Annotated in this window: 21 protein-coding genes; 19 read left to right on the top strand and 2 right to left on the bottom strand. The window is 45.5% G+C overall.

The annotated features are described in order from the left end of the window. Window position 1 precedes the first annotated feature (1 nt). The 3 genes from pcaF to paaX all read left to right on the top strand — a co-directional run bounded on the left by pcaF (window position 2) and on the right by paaX (window position 3,230). Window positions 2-1,210: a 3-oxoadipyl-CoA thiolase gene (gene pcaF, locus J7E35_RS03335; RefSeq protein WP_214776953.1), complete on the top strand. Its 1,209-nt coding sequence runs from the start codon at window positions 2-4 to the stop codon at window positions 1,208-1,210. Beyond that, window positions 1,211-1,987 (top strand): enoyl-CoA hydratase-related protein, encoded by a 777-nt coding sequence (locus J7E35_RS03330; RefSeq protein ID WP_214776951.1) that lies wholly within the window; start codon window positions 1,211-1,213, stop codon window positions 1,985-1,987. Between the two features lie 367 nt (window positions 1,988-2,354). Continuing rightward, window positions 2,355-3,230, top strand: coding sequence for a phenylacetic acid degradation operon negative regulatory protein PaaX (gene paaX, locus J7E35_RS03325; protein WP_214776949.1), 876 nt, complete (start codon window positions 2,355-2,357; stop codon window positions 3,228-3,230). Between the two features lie 56 nt (window positions 3,231-3,286). Here paaX and J7E35_RS03320 read toward each other — a convergent pair whose 3' ends face one another. After that, window positions 3,287-4,741, bottom strand: coding sequence for a BCCT family transporter (locus tag J7E35_RS03320; protein ID WP_353050332.1), 1,455 nt, complete (start codon window positions 4,739-4,741; stop codon window positions 3,287-3,289). Window positions 4,742-4,968: 227 nt separating this feature from the next. Between J7E35_RS03320 and J7E35_RS03315 the strand changes: the two genes are divergently transcribed. After that, on the top strand, window positions 4,969-6,006 hold the full coding sequence (locus tag J7E35_RS03315) for a DmpA family aminopeptidase (protein WP_214776947.1): 1,038 nt from the start codon (window positions 4,969-4,971) through the stop codon (window positions 6,004-6,006). Between the two features lie 59 nt (window positions 6,007-6,065). Next, a complete protein-coding gene (locus J7E35_RS03310) occupies window positions 6,066-6,740 on the top strand; it encodes an NAD(P)H-dependent oxidoreductase (protein WP_214776945.1) in 675 nt (224 codons plus the stop codon). A 59-nt stretch (window positions 6,741-6,799) separates the two neighbouring features. Here the strand turns inward: J7E35_RS03310 and J7E35_RS03305 are convergent, their stop codons facing one another. Continuing rightward, on the bottom strand, window positions 6,800-7,321 hold the full coding sequence (locus tag J7E35_RS03305) for a gamma carbonic anhydrase family protein (RefSeq protein WP_214776943.1): 522 nt from the start codon (window positions 7,319-7,321) through the stop codon (window positions 6,800-6,802). A 73-nt stretch (window positions 7,322-7,394) separates the two neighbouring features. Between J7E35_RS03305 and J7E35_RS03300 the strand changes: the two genes are divergently transcribed. The 14 genes from J7E35_RS03300 (at window position 7,395) to J7E35_RS03235 (ending at window position 22,365) form a co-directional block, all read left to right on the top strand. Further along, window positions 7,395-8,342: an NAD(P)H-dependent flavin oxidoreductase gene (locus J7E35_RS03300; protein ID WP_214776941.1), complete on the top strand. Its 948-nt coding sequence runs from the start codon at window positions 7,395-7,397 to the stop codon at window positions 8,340-8,342. Window positions 8,343-8,797: 455 nt separating this feature from the next. Further along, window positions 8,798-9,796: an ABC transporter substrate-binding protein gene (locus J7E35_RS03295; RefSeq protein ID WP_214776939.1), complete on the top strand. Its 999-nt coding sequence runs from the start codon at window positions 8,798-8,800 to the stop codon at window positions 9,794-9,796. Window positions 9,797-9,814: 18 nt separating this feature from the next. Further along, window positions 9,815-10,846, top strand: coding sequence for an ABC transporter permease (locus J7E35_RS03290; protein WP_214776937.1), 1,032 nt, complete (start codon window positions 9,815-9,817; stop codon window positions 10,844-10,846). Further along, on the top strand, window positions 10,821-11,615 hold the full coding sequence (locus tag J7E35_RS03285; protein WP_214776935.1) for an ABC transporter ATP-binding protein: 795 nt from the start codon (window positions 10,821-10,823) through the stop codon (window positions 11,613-11,615). Before J7E35_RS03290 ends, J7E35_RS03285 begins: the two co-directional genes overlap by 26 nt. A gap of 505 nt (window positions 11,616-12,120) precedes the next feature. Continuing rightward, window positions 12,121-12,510, top strand: a complete 390-nt coding sequence (locus tag J7E35_RS03280; protein ID WP_214776933.1) for a thioesterase family protein — start codon at window positions 12,121-12,123, stop codon at window positions 12,508-12,510. A gap of 60 nt (window positions 12,511-12,570) precedes the next feature. Continuing rightward, complete coding sequence (locus J7E35_RS03275) at window positions 12,571-13,677, top strand: Leu/Phe/Val dehydrogenase (RefSeq protein ID WP_214776931.1); 1,107 nt, start codon at window positions 12,571-12,573, stop codon at window positions 13,675-13,677. 33 nt (window positions 13,678-13,710) lie between these two features. Then, on the top strand, window positions 13,711-14,778 hold the full coding sequence (pdhA, locus tag J7E35_RS03270; protein ID WP_214776929.1) for a pyruvate dehydrogenase (acetyl-transferring) E1 component subunit alpha: 1,068 nt from the start codon (window positions 13,711-13,713) through the stop codon (window positions 14,776-14,778). Further along, window positions 14,778-15,773: an alpha-ketoacid dehydrogenase subunit beta gene (locus tag J7E35_RS03265; RefSeq protein ID WP_214777684.1), complete on the top strand. Its 996-nt coding sequence runs from the start codon at window positions 14,778-14,780 to the stop codon at window positions 15,771-15,773. The genes pdhA and J7E35_RS03265 overlap by 1 nt, the downstream gene beginning before the upstream one ends. A gap of 11 nt (window positions 15,774-15,784) precedes the next feature. Further along, on the top strand, window positions 15,785-17,167 hold the full coding sequence (locus tag J7E35_RS03260) for a dihydrolipoamide acetyltransferase family protein (RefSeq protein ID WP_214776927.1): 1,383 nt from the start codon (window positions 15,785-15,787) through the stop codon (window positions 17,165-17,167). 128 nt (window positions 17,168-17,295) lie between these two features. Continuing rightward, window positions 17,296-18,411, top strand: a complete 1,116-nt coding sequence (gene hppD, locus J7E35_RS03255; RefSeq protein ID WP_214776926.1) for a 4-hydroxyphenylpyruvate dioxygenase — start codon at window positions 17,296-17,298, stop codon at window positions 18,409-18,411. A 142-nt stretch (window positions 18,412-18,553) separates the two neighbouring features. Next, on the top strand, window positions 18,554-19,645 hold the full coding sequence (hisC, locus tag J7E35_RS03250; RefSeq protein WP_214776925.1) for a histidinol-phosphate transaminase: 1,092 nt from the start codon (window positions 18,554-18,556) through the stop codon (window positions 19,643-19,645). A 3-nt stretch (window positions 19,646-19,648) separates the two neighbouring features. Further along, a complete protein-coding gene (locus J7E35_RS03245; protein WP_214776924.1) occupies window positions 19,649-20,260 on the top strand; it encodes a flavin reductase family protein in 612 nt (203 codons plus the stop codon). 8 nt (window positions 20,261-20,268) lie between these two features. Further along, entirely contained in the window at window positions 20,269-21,192 is a 924-nt protein-coding gene (locus J7E35_RS03240; RefSeq protein WP_214776923.1) for a fumarylacetoacetate hydrolase family protein, read from the top strand. A gap of 15 nt (window positions 21,193-21,207) precedes the next feature. Further along, complete coding sequence (locus J7E35_RS03235) at window positions 21,208-22,365, top strand: homogentisate 1,2-dioxygenase (RefSeq protein WP_214776922.1); 1,158 nt, start codon at window positions 21,208-21,210, stop codon at window positions 22,363-22,365. Window positions 22,366-22,430: the final 65 nt, after the last annotated feature.

The following is a 22,430-nucleotide window of genomic DNA, read 5'->3' as shown; positions in this document are numbered from 1 at the left end:
GATGAGAGAAGTTGTGATAGTTGATGCAGTAAGGACGCCGATCGGAAGATACAACGGAAGTCTCCGGCATATCCGTCCGGATGATTTAGGGGCAATGGTCATTAAGGCGTTGATCGATCGTAATCCAGACGTACCTGCAGTTGAAATTGAAGAAGTAGTTTTGGGGAATGCGAACCAGGCAGGCGAAGATAATCGAAACGTTGCAAGGATGTCAGGGTTGTTGGCTGGACTGCCTGTCGAGGTTGCCGGGACAACCATTAACCGATTATGCGGTTCAGGCCTGGATGCGGTCAACTATGCGGCCAGAGCGATTTTGGCCGGTGAAGGAGACATTTTCATCGCTGGCGGAACGGAAAGCATGACAAGGGCGCCATTCGTGATGGCAAAGCCGGAAAAAGAATTCCCGCGCGGCAATATGGAGATGTTCGATACGACAATCGGATGGCGTTTCGTGAACAACAAGCTGAAGGAAATGTACGGAACGGACAGCATGCCGGAGACAGCAGAAAACGTGGCGAAAAAATATGGCATTTCAAGGGAGGCACAGGACGAATTCGCTGCAGAAAGCCAGCTTCGCGCACAAAAAGCGGTGGAGGCAGGGCGTTTTGAAAATGAAATTATTCCTGTTGTTTACGAAGATAAAAAGGGGAACAAAACTGTCATTGACCGTGACGAACATCCACGGCCTGGAACGACGGTTGAAAAACTGGCAAAGCTGAGGCCTTTATTCAAGGACGGGACTGTGACAGCAGGAAATGCGTCTGGAGTGAATGACGGTGCATCGGCATTGCTGCTGATGAGCCGAGAAAAAGCAGAGGAACTTGGTTTGAAGCCGCTGGCAAAATATATTGTGTCAGCAACAGCGGGATTGGAGCCTTCCATCATGGGCATGGGTCCTGTTTATGCAGTTCAAAAGGCTCTTAAGCGTGCAAATCTGTCCGTTGGAGATATGGACTTGATTGAGTTAAACGAGGCGTTCGCGGCCCAGTCAATCGGATGCATCCAGGAGCTGGGACTTGATCAGTCTAAGGTGAATGTAAATGGCGGGGCAATAGCGTTCGGCCATCCGCTTGGTGCAAGCGGCGCACGTATTTTGACAACCCTTTTATATGAAATGAAAAAGCGGGATTCCAGGTATGGACTTGCGACCATGTGTGTAGGTGTCGGCCAGGGAATCGCCATGATTATCGAGAATATAGGAGAGAGATAAATGAACAACATCAAATACCAGAAAGAGCAGCATATTGCATATGTGACGATAGACCGGCCAGATTCGTTGAACTGCTTTAATTATGAAACATTAACCGAACTCGGGGACCTGACAGATAAACTTCATACGGATACGGATGTACGGGTTGTGATCTTCACCGGTGCTGGAGAAAAAGCATTCAGTGCAGGTGCAGATTTGAAGGAAAGGAAGCACCTTACAGAGGCAGAAGTTCGCCGGAATGTGAAAAAGATTCGTGATGTCTTCAGCGCGATCGCAGAGCTTCCGCAGCCAACGATTGCAGCTGTGAACGGCTTTGCTTTTGGCGGAGGTTTCGAACTGATGCTTGCCTGTGACTTTAAAATTGCCTCGGAAAATGCGTTAATGGGGATGACCGAGGTTAGCTGGGGCATTATTCCGGGTGCAGGCGGCACACAGCGTCTTTCAAGGCTGATCGGAGAGATGAAGGCGAAGGAATTGATTTTAACAGCGAGAAAAATATCAGCGGAGACGGCTTATGAACTAGGCATTCTGACAGCCGTAGAATCGAAGGAAAATGTCATGGCTGCCTCGAAAGACTTGGCCGAGGAAATCCTGCAAAATGCTCCAATTGCAGTGAGACAGGCGAAATATGCCATCCAGCATGGAAGCAGCACCGACCTGCAGACAGGACTGGCAATCGAATCCAAAGCTTATGAAGTAACCATTCCAACAAAGGATCGTGTGGAAGCATTGAATGCCTTCAGTGAAAAACGCAAGCCTGTTTTTACAGCACAATAAATCCATAGGGAGAAATCCCTATGGTTTTTTCGCAATATAAAGGGAAAATTCCCGGTTTGGTGGTGAACCGTAGAAACGGGGCACATAAAGAGAGGGTATGTTCCCGGTTTGGGGATGGACTAAAGAAACGGGGCACATAAAGAGAGTAAAAGTTCTCGGTTTGGTGGTGAACCGTAAAAAAACGGGGCATTCCATTCAAGTCAAAGAGCGACTTCACAGGTCTGCACTCCGCCGCCTGTTTTTTTGGGGGGCAAGGCGCTTACCAATTATCTATGAGAAAAAGTTTTTGCAAAATAATGATAATACTGTAAAATATTCTATAACGGTTTTATTACGTATATCAAAAACGGATGAGGATGACATAAGCTTGAATACAAGATCAATGATTTTTACCTTATACGGTGACTATATCTCCCATTATGGGAGCAAGATTTGGATTGGCAGCCTGATTCGGCTGCTGAATGAATTTGGCCATAATGACCAGTCGGTGAGAGCGGCTATTTCACGCATGAACAAGCAGGGCTGGGTTCAGGCGGAGAAAATTGGCAATAAGAGCTATTACTCCCTGACACCGCGAGGCCAAAAGAGAATAGATGAGGCAGGTAAGCGTATCTTTAAATTAAAGCCTGAGGAATGGGACGGAAAATGGAGAATCCTCATGTACACGATTCCTGAGGAAATCCGCAATGTTCGCGACGAATTGCGCAAGGAACTGATATGGAGCGGCTTTGGATCAATGTCGAACAGCTTCTGGATTTCCGCCAATAATCTCGAGAGACAAGTCAGGGACCTGATCGAGAAATACGAAATCGAACAATATGTCGATTTCTTTGTGGCTGAGTATAAAGGTCCGCATGAAAATCAACGCCTCGTTCAAAAGAGCTGGGACCTGCAGGAAATCAACGCCAAATACCAGGATTTCATAAGTGAGTATAGCCAGAAATACATCATCGATAAAAATAAGATCCAAAAAGGCAGCATGTCTGATGCTGAATGCTTTGTGGAGCGCACAAAGCTGGTACATGAATACAGGAAGTTCCTCTTCTTTGATCCGGGTCTTCCTGAGGAGCTTTTGCCGGAAAAATGGCTGGGAAGCCACGCCGCCGCATTGTTCAGTGAATACTACAAAGAACTTGCAGAACCCGCATCCCGCTTCTTTGAGTCTGTCTTCAAAGAAGGAAACGAGATCAAGCATAAAGATGTAGACTATAATGTTATGGACCACCCGTATATTCTTGAATGATAATGTCTATGAATATGTAAAAGCTGGCCAGGGGCAGAACCTGTGCCAGCTATTTTTTAATTGGATTTGTCTTCTCTAAGCCCTTTAATAACTGAGATGCACATGAGTACAATTAGAAGGGCGAAAGGGAGGGCAGTAGTAATGGAAGCTGCCTGCAGGGATTTTAATCCTCCGCTGATTAATAGCACGGATGCTGTGCCGGAAATGATAAAACCCCAAATTAATTTGACATATTTCTTGGGGTTAAGAGTTCCTCGTGATGACAATATACTTAGCACATAGGTGGCAGAGTCTGCAGATGTAATAAAAAAGATAGTGATGAGCAACAGCCCGGTAATGCTTAGAACCTTCCCGAACGGTAGATTTTCAAGCATGATAAAAAGGGCCGTTTCTACGTTTTCTTTTGCCGGCTTGACAAGTTCCAGTCCCTCGTATATTTGCATGTGAAGAGCTGTACCCCCAAACACAATAAACCACAGGCCGCCCATCAATGCAGGAACAAACAAGACTCCGAGCACGAATTCACGGATTGTTCGCCCTCTGGACACTCTGGCAATGAACGTGCCTACAAATGGTGCCCAAGAAATTCCCCAAGCCCAATAAAAAATGGTCCAATCCCCTCTCCATGATGAGTCTTTAAAAGGACTGAGTCCGAGGCTGAGCTGAAAATAGTTCCCTATATAGCTGCCAAATGAGGTAATGGCACTCTCAAGCAAAAAGATAGTAGGTCCAGCGAACAACACAAACAGGAATAATAGGCTGGCGATTCCGAGGTTGATATTGCTTAATATTCGAATCCCTTTATTAACTCCGGAAAGGGCCGAAATCATGAAGAGAACGGTAACGACAGCGATGACAATCAATTGGGTCATGGAACTGTTCGGAAATCCAAAAACCTTGCCCAATCCTCCGGATACCTGCATGGCACTGAGACCAAAAGTAGTCGCTACTCCAATGGCAGTAGCGATGATGGATACGATATTAATGGATTTTCCTAAAAAGCCATTTACTTTTTCGCCCAGCAGCGGGTAAAACGCATGACTGATCAGGCTTGCTTTATTTCTGCGGAATTTGAAATAAGCAATTGTCAATCCAACGAGCCCATAACCAGCCCAGGGCTGGAGTCCCCAGTGGAATACACTGTATTTCAGTGCTGATTCAGTTGCTTCGGTGGTCCCTGCTTCAACCCCAGGTGCCGGGTCGGCGTAATGCTGAAGGGGCTCTGCCACACCCCAAAACACTAGTCCTACTCCCATTCCCCCGGCAAATAATAGGCCGAGCCATGTAAAGTAAGAATACTTAGGCTCATCCTCATCTTTGCCCAGTTTAATATTCCGATAAGGACTGAACGCAAGATACAGCATGAAAAAGACAAAAAAAGTAGTTGCAGCCATGTAAAACCAGCTGAAATAGCTGATTGTCCAATTCAGCGCTTTATTGGCACTGGCGTTAAGATTTTCTGGAGCTATTCCTCCCCATAAAACAAAGCCCAGTACAAAAGCTGCAGATATATATAATGTGATCCCTGGTTGTTTTTTTTGTGAAATAATATCCCTCCTTATCCTAATTTCAAGAAAAAGCCCTATAAAATATCTACCCTATCAAACGACGGGAAATCATGGTCTGTTTTATTTACTGAATTAGGAAAATTACCTTTTAAGGAATTAGCGGAGAAAAGAAGCTGCTATGAGAATTTGGTATAATCGTGGGGAATACCGTAGTAAAGCAGGAGGTAACTATGAAAGTACACGAAAGAGGGATTATAGTTGGCAGGATGTCCCCCGGGACCAATAACTGTATAACTGATGTACCTGGTGTAATGGTCGGCCATGTAACGTTGGATTATCCACTGGATGACAAAGGTAAGGAGTATGCCTGTACAGGTGTTACGGCAATCCTGCCGCATGGCGGTAATTTGTTCAAAGAGAAAGTTACTGCGGCGAGCTATGTCCTTAACGGTTTTGGCAAGACGACAGGTCTCGTCCAGGTGAATGAACTTGGAACGATCGAGTCTCCAATCATGCTGACAAATACATTTGCAGTACCTGCAGTCACCCAGGGTACCCTGGAGTACATGCTTGGTGAAAATGAAGAGATTGGCGAGACGACGGGTACCATTAATATTGTCGTCGGAGAATGCAATGACAGCTATTTAAACTCAATTCGCCTTTTTCCGGTAAAACCTGAACATGCCATACAAGCGATTAAGAATGGTTCCGGACGTCCAGCTGAAGAAGGTGCCATCGGGGCAGGAAAAGGAATGGTTTGCTTTGGCCATAAAGGCGGCATAGGGACAGCATCCAGAATTGTCGAAGCAGATGGTCCTCTTACGATTGGCTGTCTGGTGCTCAGCAATTTCGGCAAAAAAGAAGAGTTCTTGGCAGGAAAATATGGGATTGAGTCAATTAAATCAGGGATATCCGAGAAGGCTGACGGTTCTATCATCATCGTCCTTGCCACAAATGCGCCGTTAAGTGACCGTCAGTTATTGCGCCTGGCCAAGAGATGCGGAATCGGCCTGAGCCGGACCGGCAGTCATTACAGTCATGGAAGCGGAGATATTGTGATTGCTTTTTCATCTGCCAATAAAACGATGCACAATTCAGATGAAGTCATTCAATCAAGCAGCCAGGTCAGGGATGACCATCCATTGATGAACGAGCTATTCACGGCTGCAGCAGAAGTAACAGAAGAAGCAATCCTGAATTCCTTATCACTGGCTGACACAACTAAAGGGAGAAGAGGCCGAGTTGTTCAAGCTTACCCTTTTTTGTAGGCATTAACTGAAGAAATGTGATAAGTTAAAAAAAACATAACCTGGAAGGAGAGATACATATGCGAGACAAAGAAACTTTAAAGCAGGAGATTCTTGACGCTTTCCAATTTAGGCATGCCACAAAGGAATTTGATCCAAGCAAAAAAATTCCAGAGGAAGACTTCCGATTTATCTTGGAGACAGGCCAGTTATCTCCAAGTTCATTTGGTTTTGAACCATGGCGCTTTCTTGTCGTCCAGAGTGAGGAACTTCGCCAGAAAGTTAAGAATACCGCCTGGGGAGCGTTTGGCAAGCTTCCGGAAGCAAGCCATTTTGTGATTATCCTTGCGAGGACAAAAGTTGATACAAAATATGACTCTGACTATCTGCAGGATCATTTTAGAAATAAGAAGAAAATGCCAGAGGAATTTATGGCAAATTACCTCAAGCGAATTGAGGAATTCCAAAAAACAGATTTTAAATTGCTTGACGGAGACCGCCCGCTGTTTGATTGGGCGTGCAGGCAAACATATATCGTCCTGGCCAACATGATGACAGCGGCTGCGCAAATTGGTATTGATTCATGTCCGATTGAAGGATTCAATTTTGAAAAGATGAACAAACTTCTTGCAGATGAGGGATTGCTTGATGATGGCCACTTTGGAATATCCGTCATGTGTGCGTTTGGTTATCGTGTAAAAGAACCGAATCCAAAGACCAGAAGACCATTGGATGATATCGTTAAATGGGTGTAAGAGACAAAAATTTTGTCCCTGATAAAACAAAGAGCCAGGCATCTGCCTGGCTCTTGTCTTTAGGTAATATTTTTTAAACTTTCTCGATATTCCTTTCCCTTTTGAACATATGTATCAATCGATAGTTGAATCAGCTCCAAATCCTTATCTCCGATTTCCCTCACCACTTTTCCCGGTGCGCCTACAACGAGAGACCGCGGCGGTATTTTTTTACCCGCAGGTATCAAAGTATTGGCACCGATGATGCATTCTTCTCCAATTTCTGCTCCATCAAGGATGGTTGAGCCCATTCCGATAATGCATCGTTTCTTGATGGTGCACCCATGCAGGATGGCATTGTGGCCGACCGTGACCTCATTTTCAATAACGAGAGGAGAACCCTCATAAAGATGACACGTGACGTTATCCTGGATGCTGCAGCTGTCGCCTATAGTGATTGTGTCTTCATCCCCGCGTAAAACTGCATTGAACCACACGCTGGAATTTTTGCCGATTTTCACATCACCGATGATGAAACTGCCGGGCGCTTGGAATACTGTTTCATCTACAACCGGTTTTTTATCGGAATAACTAAGAATCAATGAAAATCCCCCTTTTTCAATTGTCATAATTTTAGAACTAGTATAACATTAATTTAACGAAGGGGGAATTTTTGTGAATGGAATTACTTCTGTTCTTGGCATAAAATATCCAATCATCCAGGGTGGAATGGGGAACATCAGCAATGCTGTTTTAACGTCAGCTGTTTCTGAAGCCGGCGGCCTGGGGACAATAGGTGCCGGGACGATGCCAGCTGAAGAAGTGGAGCAAATTATTCTTGAAACAAAATCGAGGACATCGAAGCCTTTTTCGGTGAATGTGGCCTTGAGTGTTTCACCGAATGTGGTGGAAATCCTTCGCCTCGCTGTCAAACATAATGTGCAGGCAGTAACATTATCAGCAGGGAATCCCGCGCCATTCATTCCAAAGCTGAAGCAGGCTGGAATCAAGATTATTACCGTTGTTGCATCAGTAAAGCAAGCAAAGAAGGCGGAAGCTGCTGGTGCTGATATTTTAGTAGCCGAGGGGTATGAAGCTGCAGGAATTAATTCGAACCTTGAAACCACGACTTTGGCATTGATTCCTCAGATTGTTGCCCAGGTGAACATACCAGTTGTTGCGGCCGGTGGAATTGGCGACGGAAAGGGTCTTGCTGCCATGCTTGCACTTGGAGCGAGCGGCGTACAGATGGGAACAAGGTTCATCGCCACAAAGGAAGCTCCCTTCCATCAAAACTACAAGCAGAAGCTTTTGCAGGCTGGTGACCATGAAACAGTCATAGTCGGAAGGTCTGTGGGAAGAATTCGCAGGCTGCTGAATACTTCTTATGCAGGAAAACTGCTGGAAGCAGAAAAACAGGGTCTTACTCAAGAAGAATTCGCTGAACTGACAACTGAGGAAATACATAAAAAAGGTGCACTTGAAGGAAGCGAAGAAAACGGGTTCATGAATGGAGGCCAGGTGTCTGGACTGGTTTCTGATATCCCGACTGTACATGAATTATTGGATCGAATGGTTAAGGAAGCAAAAGATCGATTAAAGGCTGCGGAACGTTTACTATAATTTTAAAAAGTGTGCTCAAACAAAGAGCACGCTTTTTTTATGGTTTTTGGAAATATTGTTTTTTAATTTGAAGTCCTAACTAGGTACTTTTAAAAAAATAAAACACCAAAAGCCTGTAAAACGTGCGTTTCTTAATCGCTTTCGTGCATAAAAGCGAAAAAGTTAAATTATTTTTAAAAAACATCTTGATAGTTTGCTAAAGTGATGGTTTAATAATTAGAAATCATAACATACTAAATTTTCGGAATTTTATTGACTTTAAATTAAAGCTGGTGTTAATATAACGATATATTTACGGTGCTCATAGTGAATATCATACTTTTTGGAATCGCTTTCAAAAATTGACATCCAGAGAAACTTTACCTATTGTTTTAAATTTTGGTGTGTTCCGGCTGCTTGCATGTTTCAGACTACATAGTTTACTGCCGGTTTATAAATAATCAAGGGGGATTTTTATGAAAAAATCAGTAAAAGCTATTTCTCTTGTTCTTGCCAGTGCCCTGTTCATGGCTGGCTGCGGAGGAAATGAAGCATCAAATGGATCTTCAGACAAAGATCAGTACAAGATTGGCCTGACCCAATTCGCAGAGCATCCATCGCTTGATGCCGCAACCGAGGGCTTTAAAAAGGCTCTTGAGGACAAAGGGTTCAAAGAGGGAGACAATGTAACATATGACTTCCAGAACGCACAGGCAGACATGAATAACACGGCAAGTATCGCGAACAATTTTGTCGGTGATAAAGTCGACCTCATCTTCGCTAATGCTACACCAAGCGCAGTTGCAGCCCTTAATGCGACGAAGGACATTCCAATTATCTTCACCTCGGTTACAGATCCGGTAGGCGCAGGACTTGTCGAAGCATTCGATAAGCCTGGCGACAATATCACAGGTACTACCGATAACCATCCTGATGCTACAAAAAAGACGATTGACTTTATGACGAATGAAGTTGGTGCCAAGAAGATTGGCGTCATCTACAACGCTGGTGAACAGAACTCGGAAGTACAGCTGAAGGAAGTCAAAAAGCTTGCCGAAGCGAATGGAGCGAAGGTTGTGGAAGCCTCAATCTCAACATCAGCTGAAGTTAAACAGGCTGCAGAATCCCTTGTCGGACGCGTTGATGCTATCTATGTCCCTACGGATAATACGGTCGTATCTGCACTTGAATCTGTTATTTCTGTTGCTAATGGCAAAAAGATCCCGTTATTCGTTGGTGAGCTTGATTCCATGAAGCGCGGCGCAGTTGCAGCCAGCGGTTTTAATTACTATGACATTGGTTACCAGTCAGGCTTGATGGCTGCTGAAATTTTATCTGGCAATAAGAAAGCTTCTGAGATTCCTGTTGAACTTCCAAAATCATTAACACTGACAATCAACAAAAAGGCTGCTGAAGAGCAGGGTGTTGAAGTTAAGGAAGAATGGGGAGACGACGCAGAGTTTTACGAAGAATAAGAGAAAGGATGATTCAACTTGTTTACTTCAATATTTGGAGCTTTTGAGTCCGGCATTATCTATGCCATCATGGCTCTGGGTGTATACTTATCCTTTCGGGTACTTGATTTTCCGGATTTGACGGTTGACGGCAGCTTCGTAACTGGAGCTGCGGTCGCCGCCATCATGATTGTGAATGGTGCCAACCCATTTGCTGCTACGATGGTAGCCCTGGTTGCCGGATTCATCGCTGGTTGCTTGACAGGCATCATCCATACTGTCGGTAAGGTCAATGCGCTTCTGTCGGGTATCCTGATGATGATTGCTTTGTATTCTATCAATCTAAGAATCATGGGCAAATCGAATGTCCCGTTGCTGAATACAGATACTGCCATGACAGCGGTGAGGGACTTTTTCGATAAAACGGGAATTGACGGAATCTTCAATGGCATCCTGACGGCAATCGGCCTTGGGGACAGTCTTCCAAGGACATGGGGAATCCTCCTGTTCATGATTGTCGTTACGCTGGCTATTAAATTCCTCACGGATGCTTTCCTTAAAACAGAACTTGGACTTGCAATCCGGGCAACCGGTGATAACAAGAGAATGATCCGTAGTTTCTCATCAAATACAAACCTGATGATTATCCTTGGCCTTGGCCTTTCTAATGCGATGGTGGCTTTTTCCGGCGCTTTGATTGCACAGCAGGGTGGTTTTGCAGATGTCGGCATGGGTATCGGCATGATCATTATCGGTCTTGCTTCTGTCATCATTGGTGAAGCCCTGTTTGGTACAAAGTCGATTGCAAGAACAACGCTTGCGGTCATTGGCGGGGCGATCATCTACCGAATTGTTGTCACACTGGCATTAAGGGTAGAGTTCCTTGAGCCAGGCGACATGAAGCTGATCACAGCGATTATCGTAATATTGGCATTGACTGCTCCGAAAATGATAGAAAGCTACAAAGAGAAAAAACGGAAGGTGAAAAGACAGCTTGAGCACATGCAGATGGCAGCTGTTCCTTCTGATAGAAAGGGTGAGGCTGGTGCTGCACTTAAATCAGATTCATAGAGTCTTCAATGAGGGGACTCCAGATGAGAAGATAGCTCTGGACAATATTAACCTCACCCTGGATAAGGGAGACTTTGTCACAGTCATCGGGAGCAACGGGGCCGGAAAGTCAACGTTAATGAACGTCATTTCCGGTGTCATGCTGCCAGACCATGGTCAGGTGGAATTGGACGGCAAGGACGTAACCTACATGACCGAGTACAATCGCTCAAAATTGATTGGCCGTGTATTCCAGGATCCGATGGCAGGCACTGCGCCAAGCATGACGATTGAAGAAAACCTTGCTATTGCCTATTCAAGGAACAAGCGCCGCTCCCTGCGCCGAGGGGTGACGAAAAAACGTCGTGAGCTTTTCCAGGAGGTGCTTGAATCACTGCACCTGGGCCTGGAAAACCGCCTTAATGCGAAGGTTGGCCTATTATCAGGAGGAGAACGCCAGGCCTTATCCCTGCTGATGGCAACATTCACGGAGCCGTCCATCCTTTTACTGGATGAGCATACCGCTGCACTCGATCCTTCTCGTGCCGAGTTAATTACCAACCTAACAAAAGAAATCGTCGATAAATACCATCTCACTACACTGATGGTCACGCACAACATGCAGCAGGCACTCGATCTCGGCAACAGGCTGATCATGATGGACAAAGGCCAGATCATCCTGGAGGTAAATGAAGAACAAAAAGCAAAGCTGACAATCGAAGACTTGCTTAATGAATTCCAGCGGATCCGCGGAACAAAAATGGCAAGTGACCGGGCATTATTAGGCTAGACAAACATGCGGTATTATAAAAATTGCGGTTTATAAAAAAAGCCGGAATTATTCCATTTTTTTGGAATTGTTCCGGCTTTTTTTTCGATTATTTATTTAATAGGTTTAATAGCACTAGGTTGATTGGAGCGGAAGGTGCGTAGACTCCTCGAAAATCCTGCCGCATTTTCTTCGTGCGTGGGCAGGTTCACGGATGCCCCAAGGAAGAATTTGATTTTTGATAAAGCCGGCAGGTGGGCTTTTTCATAATTCTTCTCAGCGGAAAGCGAAGCAACCTGGAGTGGAAATCAACCGGCCAATTTAACAAAGCTATCTTTTAACGACTTTTTCAGTGGCCTCGCTCAAAATAGCTGGTTGTTTTTTTGTCTAGCTAAATATTATATCAAAATCATTTTTAAGAAAATACCAAAATTTCTTACAATTTATTGACCATTTATTTAACGAAATGTTATGATAACGTTAAATAAACGTTATACATATTTCCAACTTGGAAAGGTGGGATATGATGCGAGATGGCTTAATCGCTGGGCATACGGCCTCCATCAATGTCAGTGTTACACCAGATATGTTTGCCCGCTTCGGGGGTAAAGTTGTCCATCCAGTATACTCCACGGTTTCAATGGTGTACCACATGGAATGGGTTTCACGGCAAATTATCATTCCCTTTTTAGAGGATCATGAAGAAGGAATGGGAGGTGCGGTCACTGTTAAACACATCGCCCCTTGTACCGAAGGAGCTGAGGTAATTATTACTGCTGCCGTCACTGGTATCCAAGACAATAACATACTTACTAATGTAAAGGCAGAAAGCAAGGGTCGCCTTATAGGAGTAGGGGAAGTAAAGCAAGTGGTCCTTCCTAAAAAGAAGATAAATGAATTGCTTACTGGAAGCTAAAATTTTTGTGCAAAAATGTAAGCGCTAACATGGTTTAACGGAATAAAGGGGGAAAGAAAAATGGATATGTTTGAACAAATTCGTGAGCACGAGCAAGTTGTTTTTTGTAATGATGAAGCAACTGGATTAAAGGCGATTATCGCGATTCATAGTACGCGGTTGGGACCAGCATTGGGCGGCTGCCGCATGTACCCTTATAAATCAGTCGATGATGCACTTGAAGATGTACTGCGGCTTTCAAAGGGCATGACGTATAAATGTGCTGCGGCAGACGTCGACTTCGGCGGAGGAAAGGCTGTCATCATTGGCGACCCTACAAAGGATAAGAGTCCAGAATTATTCAGGGCATTTGGCCAGTTTGTAGAATCGATCCAGGGCCGTTTTTACACAGGAACAGACATGGGGACGGATCCGGAAGACTTTGTCCATGCACTAAAAGAAACGAATTGCATCGTTGGCGTTGATGAAGTATATGGCGGAAGCGGAGACTCTTCAGTCCCAACGGCACAGGGCGTTATCTTTGGCTTGCAGGCAACAAGCAAGGCTCTCTGGGATACCGATGATTTGTCCGGTAAATCCTATGCGATCCAGGGATTGGGCAAGGTTGGTTACAAGGTAGCAGAATACATCCTGGAAAACGGCGCAGACCTGTATGTAACAGACATTAATCAAAAAGCAATCGACCAGATCGTTAAGAAAGCGGAAGAAATGGGAGCAGGAATCAAAGTCGTTAACAGTAACGAAATCTATTCCCAGCCTGCGGACATTTTCATCCCGTGCGCAATGGGAGGAATCATTAACGATGATACAATTCCACAACTCCAGGTAAAAGCAGTCGTTGGTTCGGCGAACAATCAGCTCAAGGAAGAACGGCACGGTCACATCCTTCAGGAAAAGGGAATTCTTTATGCGCCTGATTACATCGTCAATGCCGGCGGATTGATCCAGGTGGCAGATGAGCTATATTCACCAAACAAGGAACGCGTCTTAAAGAAAACGAAGGCAATCTATAATTCTCTTTTAAATATCTACAGGCAGGCAGAGAGTGAAGGAATCACGACTGTTGAAGCAGCGAATAAATTCTGCGAAAACCGGATCGAAGCCAGAACAAGACGCAACAGCTTCTTCTCCCATATGAAGCGTCCAAAATGGGCAGTGAGGATGTAATAGAATCATAGACTTTTAAAAAAGGGTGAGCCGATGGAAAAGGATTTTCCGATTTTTCAAGTGATGGACCAGAACGGAAACATTGTGTCAGAGGAACATAAAAATTTGGTGACTGAAGAGCGAGTGAAGAAATTTTATTCAGAAATGGTAAGGATCCGGACGCTGGACAGGAAATCCATCAGTCTCCAGCGGCAGGGACGAATCGGAACATACGCGCCTTTTGAAGGGCAGGAAGCTTCCCAGGTAGGAACAGCTCTGGCGCTTGACAGTGAAGACTGGATGTTCCCAACCTACCGTGATCATGGAGCGGCAACGGTGTTCGGCCACTCCCTGAGGAATATTTTGCTGTTCTGGAACGGACGGAATGAAGGCTGTGTGCCGCCGGATGGTAAAAAGATCTTTCCGCCGGCCATCCCGATTGCAACCCAAATTCCACACGCTGCAGGGGCAGCATTTGCCGAAAAGCAAAAAGGTACAAAGAATGCGGCCATTTGTTATTTCGGTGATGGTGCAACCTCGGAAGGAGATTTTCATGAAGGCTTGAACTTTGCCAGCGTCTTCAAATCTCCAGTGGTGTATTTTTGCCAGAATAATCAATACGCAATATCTGTCCCTATCAGCAAACAGATGAACTCCGCAACCATTGCACAAAAAGCTCTTGCCTATGATATTCCAGGTGTAAGGATTGATGGCAACGATGTTTTTGCCGTGTTTGCTGAAACGGAAAAGGCACTTAAACGAGCCCGAAATGGCGAGGGACCGACACTGATTGAAGCGATGACCTGGCGGTATGGGTCCCATACCACTGCTGACGATGCATCCAAATATCGTGATCAAGGTGAAAGTGCGCTTAAGCGAATGGAGACAGATCCTTTGCTAAGGCTGGAACGCTGGCTGAAAAATGAAGGGCTTTACGATGAAGCATGGGTGAAGGAAATTGAAGAGCAAGCAGCGGCAGAAATTGATGGTGCTGTACAAGAAATGGAGAAATTCCCTAAAGCTGACCCGGCTGTGATCTTTGACTATGTCTTTGAGAAACCTACATGGACAATCGAGAAGCAGAAGCGGGAGTACCTTGAACTGATCGGAGGTGAGTCATGATGGAAACAGCACTGCATACAAAGACTTTGACGCTTGTCCAGGCGATAACCGATGGACTTGATACGATGCTTGGTGAAAGCAAGGAAGTCATCCTTCTAGGTGAAGATATCGGGAAAAACGGCGGAGTCTTTCGCGTAACTGATGGCCTTCAGGAGAAATATGGGGAGGACCGCGTGATAGATACGCCTTTAAGTGAAGCAGGTTTTGTAGGGGCAGCGATTGGCATGGCAGTGAACGGATTTCGTCCTGTTGTGGAAATTCAGTTCCTGGGCTTTATTTATCCTGCCTATGAACAAATCATGACCCATGCTTCGAGACTGCGGATGAGGACTCTTGGCCATTTTACGGTTCCAATGGTGATTCGCGCTCCTTATGGCGCTGGTGTGCGCGCACCTGAAATCCATTGTGACAGCACAGAATCACTTTTTACCCATATGCCAGGAATGAAGGTAGTCTGTCCATCCAATGCCTACGATGCAAAAGGACTGATGATCGCAGCTATTGAAGATCCAGATCCTGTTCTGTATTTAGAGCCAATGAGAAGTTATCGTTCCTCACGCGGTGAGGTTCCGGAAGGGAAGTATACAGTTGAAATAGGTAAAGGAAAGAAGCTGACAGAAGGCGAAGATGTGACGGTCATTGCCTGGGGCGCTATGGTACCGGTAGCGATGAAGGCCGCTGAAGATATGGGGCAAAAGGGGATCAATTGCGAGGTCCTTGATTTGAGGACACTCTACCCAATCGACAAAGACCTTGTCATCGAGTCTGTGCAGAAAACCGGACGCACGGTGATTGTCCATGAAGCGCATGCGACAGGCGGTACTGGCAGTGATTTGATTTCTTTAATCAATGATGAGGCTTTTCTTTACCAAAAGGCTCCGGCCGAAAGAGTGACAGGCTATGACACGCCTGTGCCGTATTTTGGGTTTGAGGATCATTATCTGCCGACGCCGAAAAGAGTCGCAGCTGCAATACAGAAAGTAATGAAGTTTTAGGAGGCGTGCCGATGGTTGAAGTAAAGCTCCACGACATTGGGGAAGGCATGACCGAAGCGGACATCAATTGTTACCTGGTGAAGCCAGGGGATTTCGTCAAGGCAGATGATCCATTGGTTGAAGTCCAGACAGACAAAATGACAGCAGAGATTCCCGCTCCCCGTTCAGGTGTAATTAAAGAACTGCTGTTAACCCCAGGGCAAACAGTGAAGGTAGGGACAACTTTACTGATCATGGAGGACAGCAGCAGTGCAGGTAAGCCTTTTGAGTCACAGAAGGTGTTTGATGCTGGAAAAGCAGAAGTTGACTCTGCAGAGGCTGCGGTAGCTGTTTTGGAGAGACCCGCTGCAAGTAAGGTGCCTGTAGGTGTTAGTGCACGACTGGGACAGATCCTTGCTTCTCCTTATACAAGGAAAGTTGCCCGGGAAAACGGCGTCAATATTATGGAAGTCAAAGGGACTGGACCAGCAGGCCGAATTACCGAAGAAGATATACTTGTCTTTGTTAATTTAAGGGATCAAGGGGTTGCGAGCAATTCGGAAGGTGGTTCCGAACAGCAGGTTCCGAACGATTCGCAACTAGCTTCCGAACAAGAGGTTCCGATGATTCCAAAACATGCTTCCGAATCGAAGGCTCCGAACGTTTCGGATGTGGGTTCCGAAGTAAAGGCGGCGGCTGGAAATGAGACAGGGGGCAAAGCTCAGGATATATTGCCATTCCGCGGGCGCCGCAAGCAGATTGCAAAAAAGATGGTCCAATCCATGTATACCATCCCTCACTGTACTCACTTTGAGGAAATTGATGTCAGTGAGTTGATCGCTTTAAGGGAAGAGATCAAGACTTCCGGAAATTCTATTTCTGCAACGGCATTTTTCATTAAAGTCCTTTCGATTGCGTTGAAGGAATTCCCGGTCTTTAATGCAAAGCTCGATGAGGAAAACGAAAGCATCCAGCTGTTGCGTGAACATCATATCGGAATTGCCGTGGACACGCCAGAAGGCCTGATCGTGCCGGTAATCAGAAATGTTGAGCGGAAGAATTTAAAGGAAATCCATAGTGAGATGAAGCGTCTGACAAAGCTCGCCCTTGATGACAAGCTTACGGTCAAGGATATATCAGGCGGAACATTCACGATCAGCAATGTCGGACCGCTGGGCGGCAGCATTGGCGCGACACCGATCATACAGCATCCACAGACAGCGCTTGTTTCCTTCCATAAAACTAAGAAGAGGCCGGTTGTGACGGATCAAGATGAAATTGCCATCCGATCTATCATGAATCTGTCAATGGCATTTGACCATAGAGTCGCAGATGGGGCAACAGCTGTTGCTTTTACAAACCGTTTCGCACAGTTGATTGAAAACCCGAAAATGATGCTGTTGGAATTGATGTAACTTGTGATAAATGCAGTCTCTTTACCACACAAAAGCATTATAGCTTTACATCGCGCTCTTGAGAGGGCAGGGATAGTTACTATAGAGTTATTTTAAATATTATAAATATTCTTTCGGGAGGTTTTACAATGCAAGAGAAAGTAATGGTATCTAGCCAAACGACAGAGGATTTTTTTCCGGTACAGGATGTTGATTATTTAGAGCTATATGTAGGGAATGCCAAGCAGGCATCTCATTTTTTCCAGACGGCTTTTGGCTTTAAGGTAGTTGCCTATTCAGGCCTTGAAACCGGTAATCGCGAAACAACCTCTTATGTCCTGCAGCAGCGTAAGATCCGTCTTGTTCTTACTGGAACCTACAATGATTCATCTCGTGTAGCCCAGTTTGTCAAGACTCACGGCGATGGCGTCAAGGACATTGCGCTTGCGGTTGATGATGTCGAGAAGGCGTATGAGGGAGCGGTTAAGCGTGGAGCAATTGAAATCCAGCCGCCGCATGAAGTTTCTGATGAAAACGGTACGCTAAAAAAGGCAGTCATCGGCACATATGGTGACACCATCCATACACTTATTGAAAGAAAAAATTACAAAGGTCTGTTTATGCCAGGGTTTGTTGAGCACGAAACAACAGTCCCTGTGAATGACGCAGGTTTCATCGGGATTGACCATGTTGTCGGCAATGTTGAAAGAATGGAAGAATGGGTCAACTATTATGCCAATGTCATGGGCTTCAAGGAAATGAAGCACTTCACGGATAAGGATATCGTGACAGAGTATTCAGCATTGATGTCCAAGGTAATGCATAATGGCGGCCGCATCAAATTCCCGATCAACGAGCCGGCAGAAGGAAAGCGCAAGTCGCAGATCCAGGAATACCTGGAATTCTACAACGGTCCTGGTGTTCAGCATCTTGCGATTTTGACAGAAGATATTGTCAGCACAGTAGCACAGCTGCGTGCAAATGGCGTTGAATTCCTGAGCACACCGGATTCATATTATGAAATGCTGTCAGAGCGTGTTGGCGAAATTGATGAAGAAATCGATAAGCTAAAAGAGCTTAGCATTCTAGTAGACCGTGACGATGAAGGCTATCTGCTGCAAATCTTCACTAAGCCAATCGTGGATCGTCCGACTCTCTTTATTGAAATCATCCAGCGAAAAGGTGCAAGAGGTTTTGGTGAAGGAAATTTCAAGGCTCTATTCGAATCAATCGAGCGTGAACAGGAACGACGCGGCAACCTTTAATAGCCGGGAGTGAAGGGGGCGAATCGCTCCCTTTTCGTACTTATAATTAGGTACTTTTAAAACTGATATTATTGTCTAGCTCCAGCGCTTGTCGGGGCTGAGCAAGGCGCTTGCGCTTTTCTAATAGAAGTGGGGGATGAACATGAATGTAAAAGCAAGAGCGGAACTCGGAGGAATCACACCATACGCCCTCGGACAAACAATTGAGGAGATCAAAGAACAGTATGGACTTACTAAAGTAAGGAAGCTTTCTGATAATGAAAATGTGTATGGCACTTCGCCAAAGGTTAGAGAAGCAATCATGCAGGCATCTTCTGCGCTGGCATTCTATCCGGACGGATTGACCTCAGGAATTGTGGAGAAACTTTCAACCTTTTATAAATTGGACCAGAAGCATTTTCTTGTTTCGAACGGTTCAGAGGAAATCATTCGCCTTCTGACAAGAGCATACATTGATAAAAATGATGAAGCGGTCATGGCGGAGGTAACTTTCCCTCGCTATAAAACGAATGTACTGATCGAAGGCGGCAGGGCTGTCACCGTTCCGATGATCGACGGCAGGCATGATCTTAAAAAAATGCAGGAAGCCATAAACGAAAAAACAAAAATGGTATTCGTCTGCAACCCGAACAATCCAACCGGGACGATTGTCGCCAAACAAGAATTGCTTTCTTTTATCGATAATGTGCCTTCAAATGTGCTGATCATCATGGATGAGGCGTATTTTGAATACACAGATTCTGATGAATTCCTGGATACGATGCCATTACTTGATCAATATCAAAACATAGTCATCCTCAGAACTTTTTCGAAAATCTACGGCCTTGCCAGTCTGCGAGTTGGCTATGGCATCATGCATGAAAACATCGCGAAGGAGCTTCATAAAGTCAGGGATGTATTCAATGTGAACCAGCTTGCACAGGAAGCAGCGCTGGCTGCAATGGAGGATCAGGATTTCGTGAAAGACTGCGCAGCTAAAAATAGTGCAGAAAGAGCCTTCCTCAGTTCGAAGTTAAAAGAGTTGGAGATTGATAGTTTTCCATCGCAATCAAATTTCTTGTTTGCTTTTACGAATAGACCGGTTATTCAGAAGCTGACGGAAAATGGTGTGCTTGTCAGGCAGATGCAGCTGCCAGGGTACAAGGAAGCATTCAGGATCACTCTCGGAACTCATGAGGACCATGAGTTCATTTTACAAATCGTCAGCCAGCTTTTCCATGAAAGGGCGGTGTAAGCATTGGAAATCAAAACAGAAGATCTTGAATGGAGAGATGCATACAAGCTCTTGCAAGGGTCTGTCCTGCCGCGGCCCATTGCCTTTGTTTCCAGCCGGGATGAAAACGGGAGCGCCAATCTGGCTCCATTCAGTTTCTTTACTGTTATCAGCGCGAACCCGATGATGGTTTGCTTTTCGCCAATGAGAAGAGGGACAGACGGGGCGAAAAAGGATACCTTGAAAAATATTGAAAGCACAAAGGAGTTCGTCATCAATATTGTCAGTGAGGAGTTCGTCCAGCAGATGAATGACTGTGCGACTGAATTCGCGTCAGATGTCGATGAATTTGTGGCTTCCGGACTGAACAAGGTTGACAGCGTCGCGGTTAGACCATCACGAGTCAAGGAGTCCAAGGTCCATCTTGAGTGTATTCTCGATCAGGTCCTGCACTTTGGCGGGGAAGAAGCTGGAGCTGGCAGTCTCGTGATTGGCAAAGTTGTTCATGTCCATGTGGAAGATAGCCTTTATGAAAATGGCCGCATTAATTCTGAGAAGCTAAATCCGGTTGGCAGGCTTGCAGGCGCAACTTATACTCTGCCTCTGGCTGAAACATTTGAACTGCAAAGAAAATAGGTGATGACATGAAATTCATTACGTTTACGAAAAAAGACGGAACAATGAGAGCTGGCTGGATCAACTCCAGGAATATGGCGGTTGATATGCATGAAGCATCGAAGGGGACATTGCCTGACAATATGCTGGCATTCATCGAAAACCATATAGTATTCATGGAGTATATCCAAGCAAACAAAGGTCTGATCGAGACAGGGAATGGTTCATATCCGCTGGAAGAAGTAACCTTAAACGCGCCGATCCCAAATCCTAAGAGTGTACGGGATTTTTACGCATTTGAGCAGCACGTAAAAACAGCGAGGGAGAATCGGGGACTTGAGATGATTCCTGAATGGTATCAGATCCCAGTGTTCTATTTTACCAACCATCTTGCCATCAAAGGACCAGGTGATGAAATCAGGCGTCCGCAGGCGTGTGAGTGGCTCGATTATGAACTGGAGATTGCTTGTGTGATTGGCAAGGAAGGCCGGAATATCAAGGCCGGGGATGCAGAACAGCATATATTTGGATTTTTTATCATGAATGACTGGAGTGCCCGCGACCTGCAGCGCCATGAAATGAAAGTGGGGCTTGGACCGGCCAAGGGGAAGGATTTCGCGACTTCATTTGGTCCATATTTGGTCACGAAGGATGAGTTTGAGACCCTCAAATCTGAAAAAGGCTATAACCTGCAAATGACAGCAAGAGTGAATGGCAGGGAACTTTCGAGTGGCAATGTGAAGGATCTCTATTACTCCTTTGGTGAGATGATTGAGCGTGCTTCCGCGGGGACGACCCTGTACCCTGGAGAGGTAATCGGCTCAGGTACAGTGGGAACAGGATGTATCCTGGAACTGGGTACAGATGTCCACCGCTGGCTTGAGCCCGGTGATGAAGTAGAACTTGAGATTGAAGGACTTGGTGTTTTGAAAAATAAAATAATCGAAGACTAGAAAGAAGGTGTATTTATGTATTACCGTCAGCTGGGAGAAATCCCAAAGAAACGCCATACCATTTTTAAAAAGGAAGACGGTTCGCTGTTCCGCGAGCAGGTAATGGGAACCAAAGGTTTTTCCGGCACACAGTCAATCCTTTATCATCACCATATGCCGACAGAGGTAGTGAAAAGTGAATTGATCGGCAGCTACATGCCTGAATATGAAGAGCAAGAATCATTGAACCATCGTCACTTCCTGACCGACCAGATTACGAAAACGGGGGATGCTTTAAGTGGAAGGGAATATATTCTCGGTAATGAGGACCTCTTGATTGGATTCGCGAATATCTCCGAACCGATGAAGCGATTTTACCGCAATGGTGATGGAGATGAAATGTTCTTTTTCCATCATGGATCCGGCAAGGTGGAAACGATGTTTGGAACTATAAACTATCGTCCTGGTGATTATGTCGTCATTCCAATTGGAACGATGTATCGTGTAGTGCCTGAAAATGCAGAAATGACCAAAGCGTTAATTGTTGAATCGTTCAGCCAGATCACGACTCCTCGACGGTACCGCAATGAGTATGGACAGCTGCTCGAGCACAGCCCATTCTGTGAACGTGATATCCGCGGGCCGGAAACGTTGGAAACCTTCTCTGAAAAAGGGGAGCATGAAGTGATCACCAAGACGCGCGGATATCTGCACCGGCATGTGTTGAACCACCACCCGCTTGATGTTGTCGGCTGGGATGGCTATCTGTATCCGTGGGCGTTCAATATCAAGGACTTCGAGCCAATCACCGGCCGAATCCATCAGCCGCCGCCTGTCCACCAGACATTCGAAGGCCATAATTATGTGGTATGTTCCTTCGTGCCAAGGCTTTACGATTATCATCCTGAAGCGATTCCGGCACCATATTACCATAGCAACGTCAACAGCGATGAGCTGCTGTACTATGTAGAAGGGAACTTCATGAGCCGCAAAGGAATCAAGGAAGGGTCGATTACATTGCATCCAAGCGGGATTCCGCACGGACCGCATCCCGGCAAGACAGAAGCAAGCATCGGCAAAAAAGAAACCTTAGAGCTTGCCGTCATGATCGATACATTCCGGCCGCTGAAAACGGTTAAGAAAGCCAAGGGCATCGAAGACGACCAGTATATGTATACCTGGATCGAAAAATAAGTGAAGAAGGCCAATTCGCTGAAGAGCGGGTTGGTTTTTTTGTTGAGAAACTGGAAAAAATCGAT

Source organism: Bacillus sp. ISL-45 (genome assembly GCF_018613195.1).
In the GTDB taxonomy this organism is placed as follows: domain Bacteria; phylum Bacillota; class Bacilli; order Bacillales; family Cytobacillaceae; genus Mesobacillus.
This window is presented reverse-complemented; position numbering and strand designations above follow the sequence as displayed.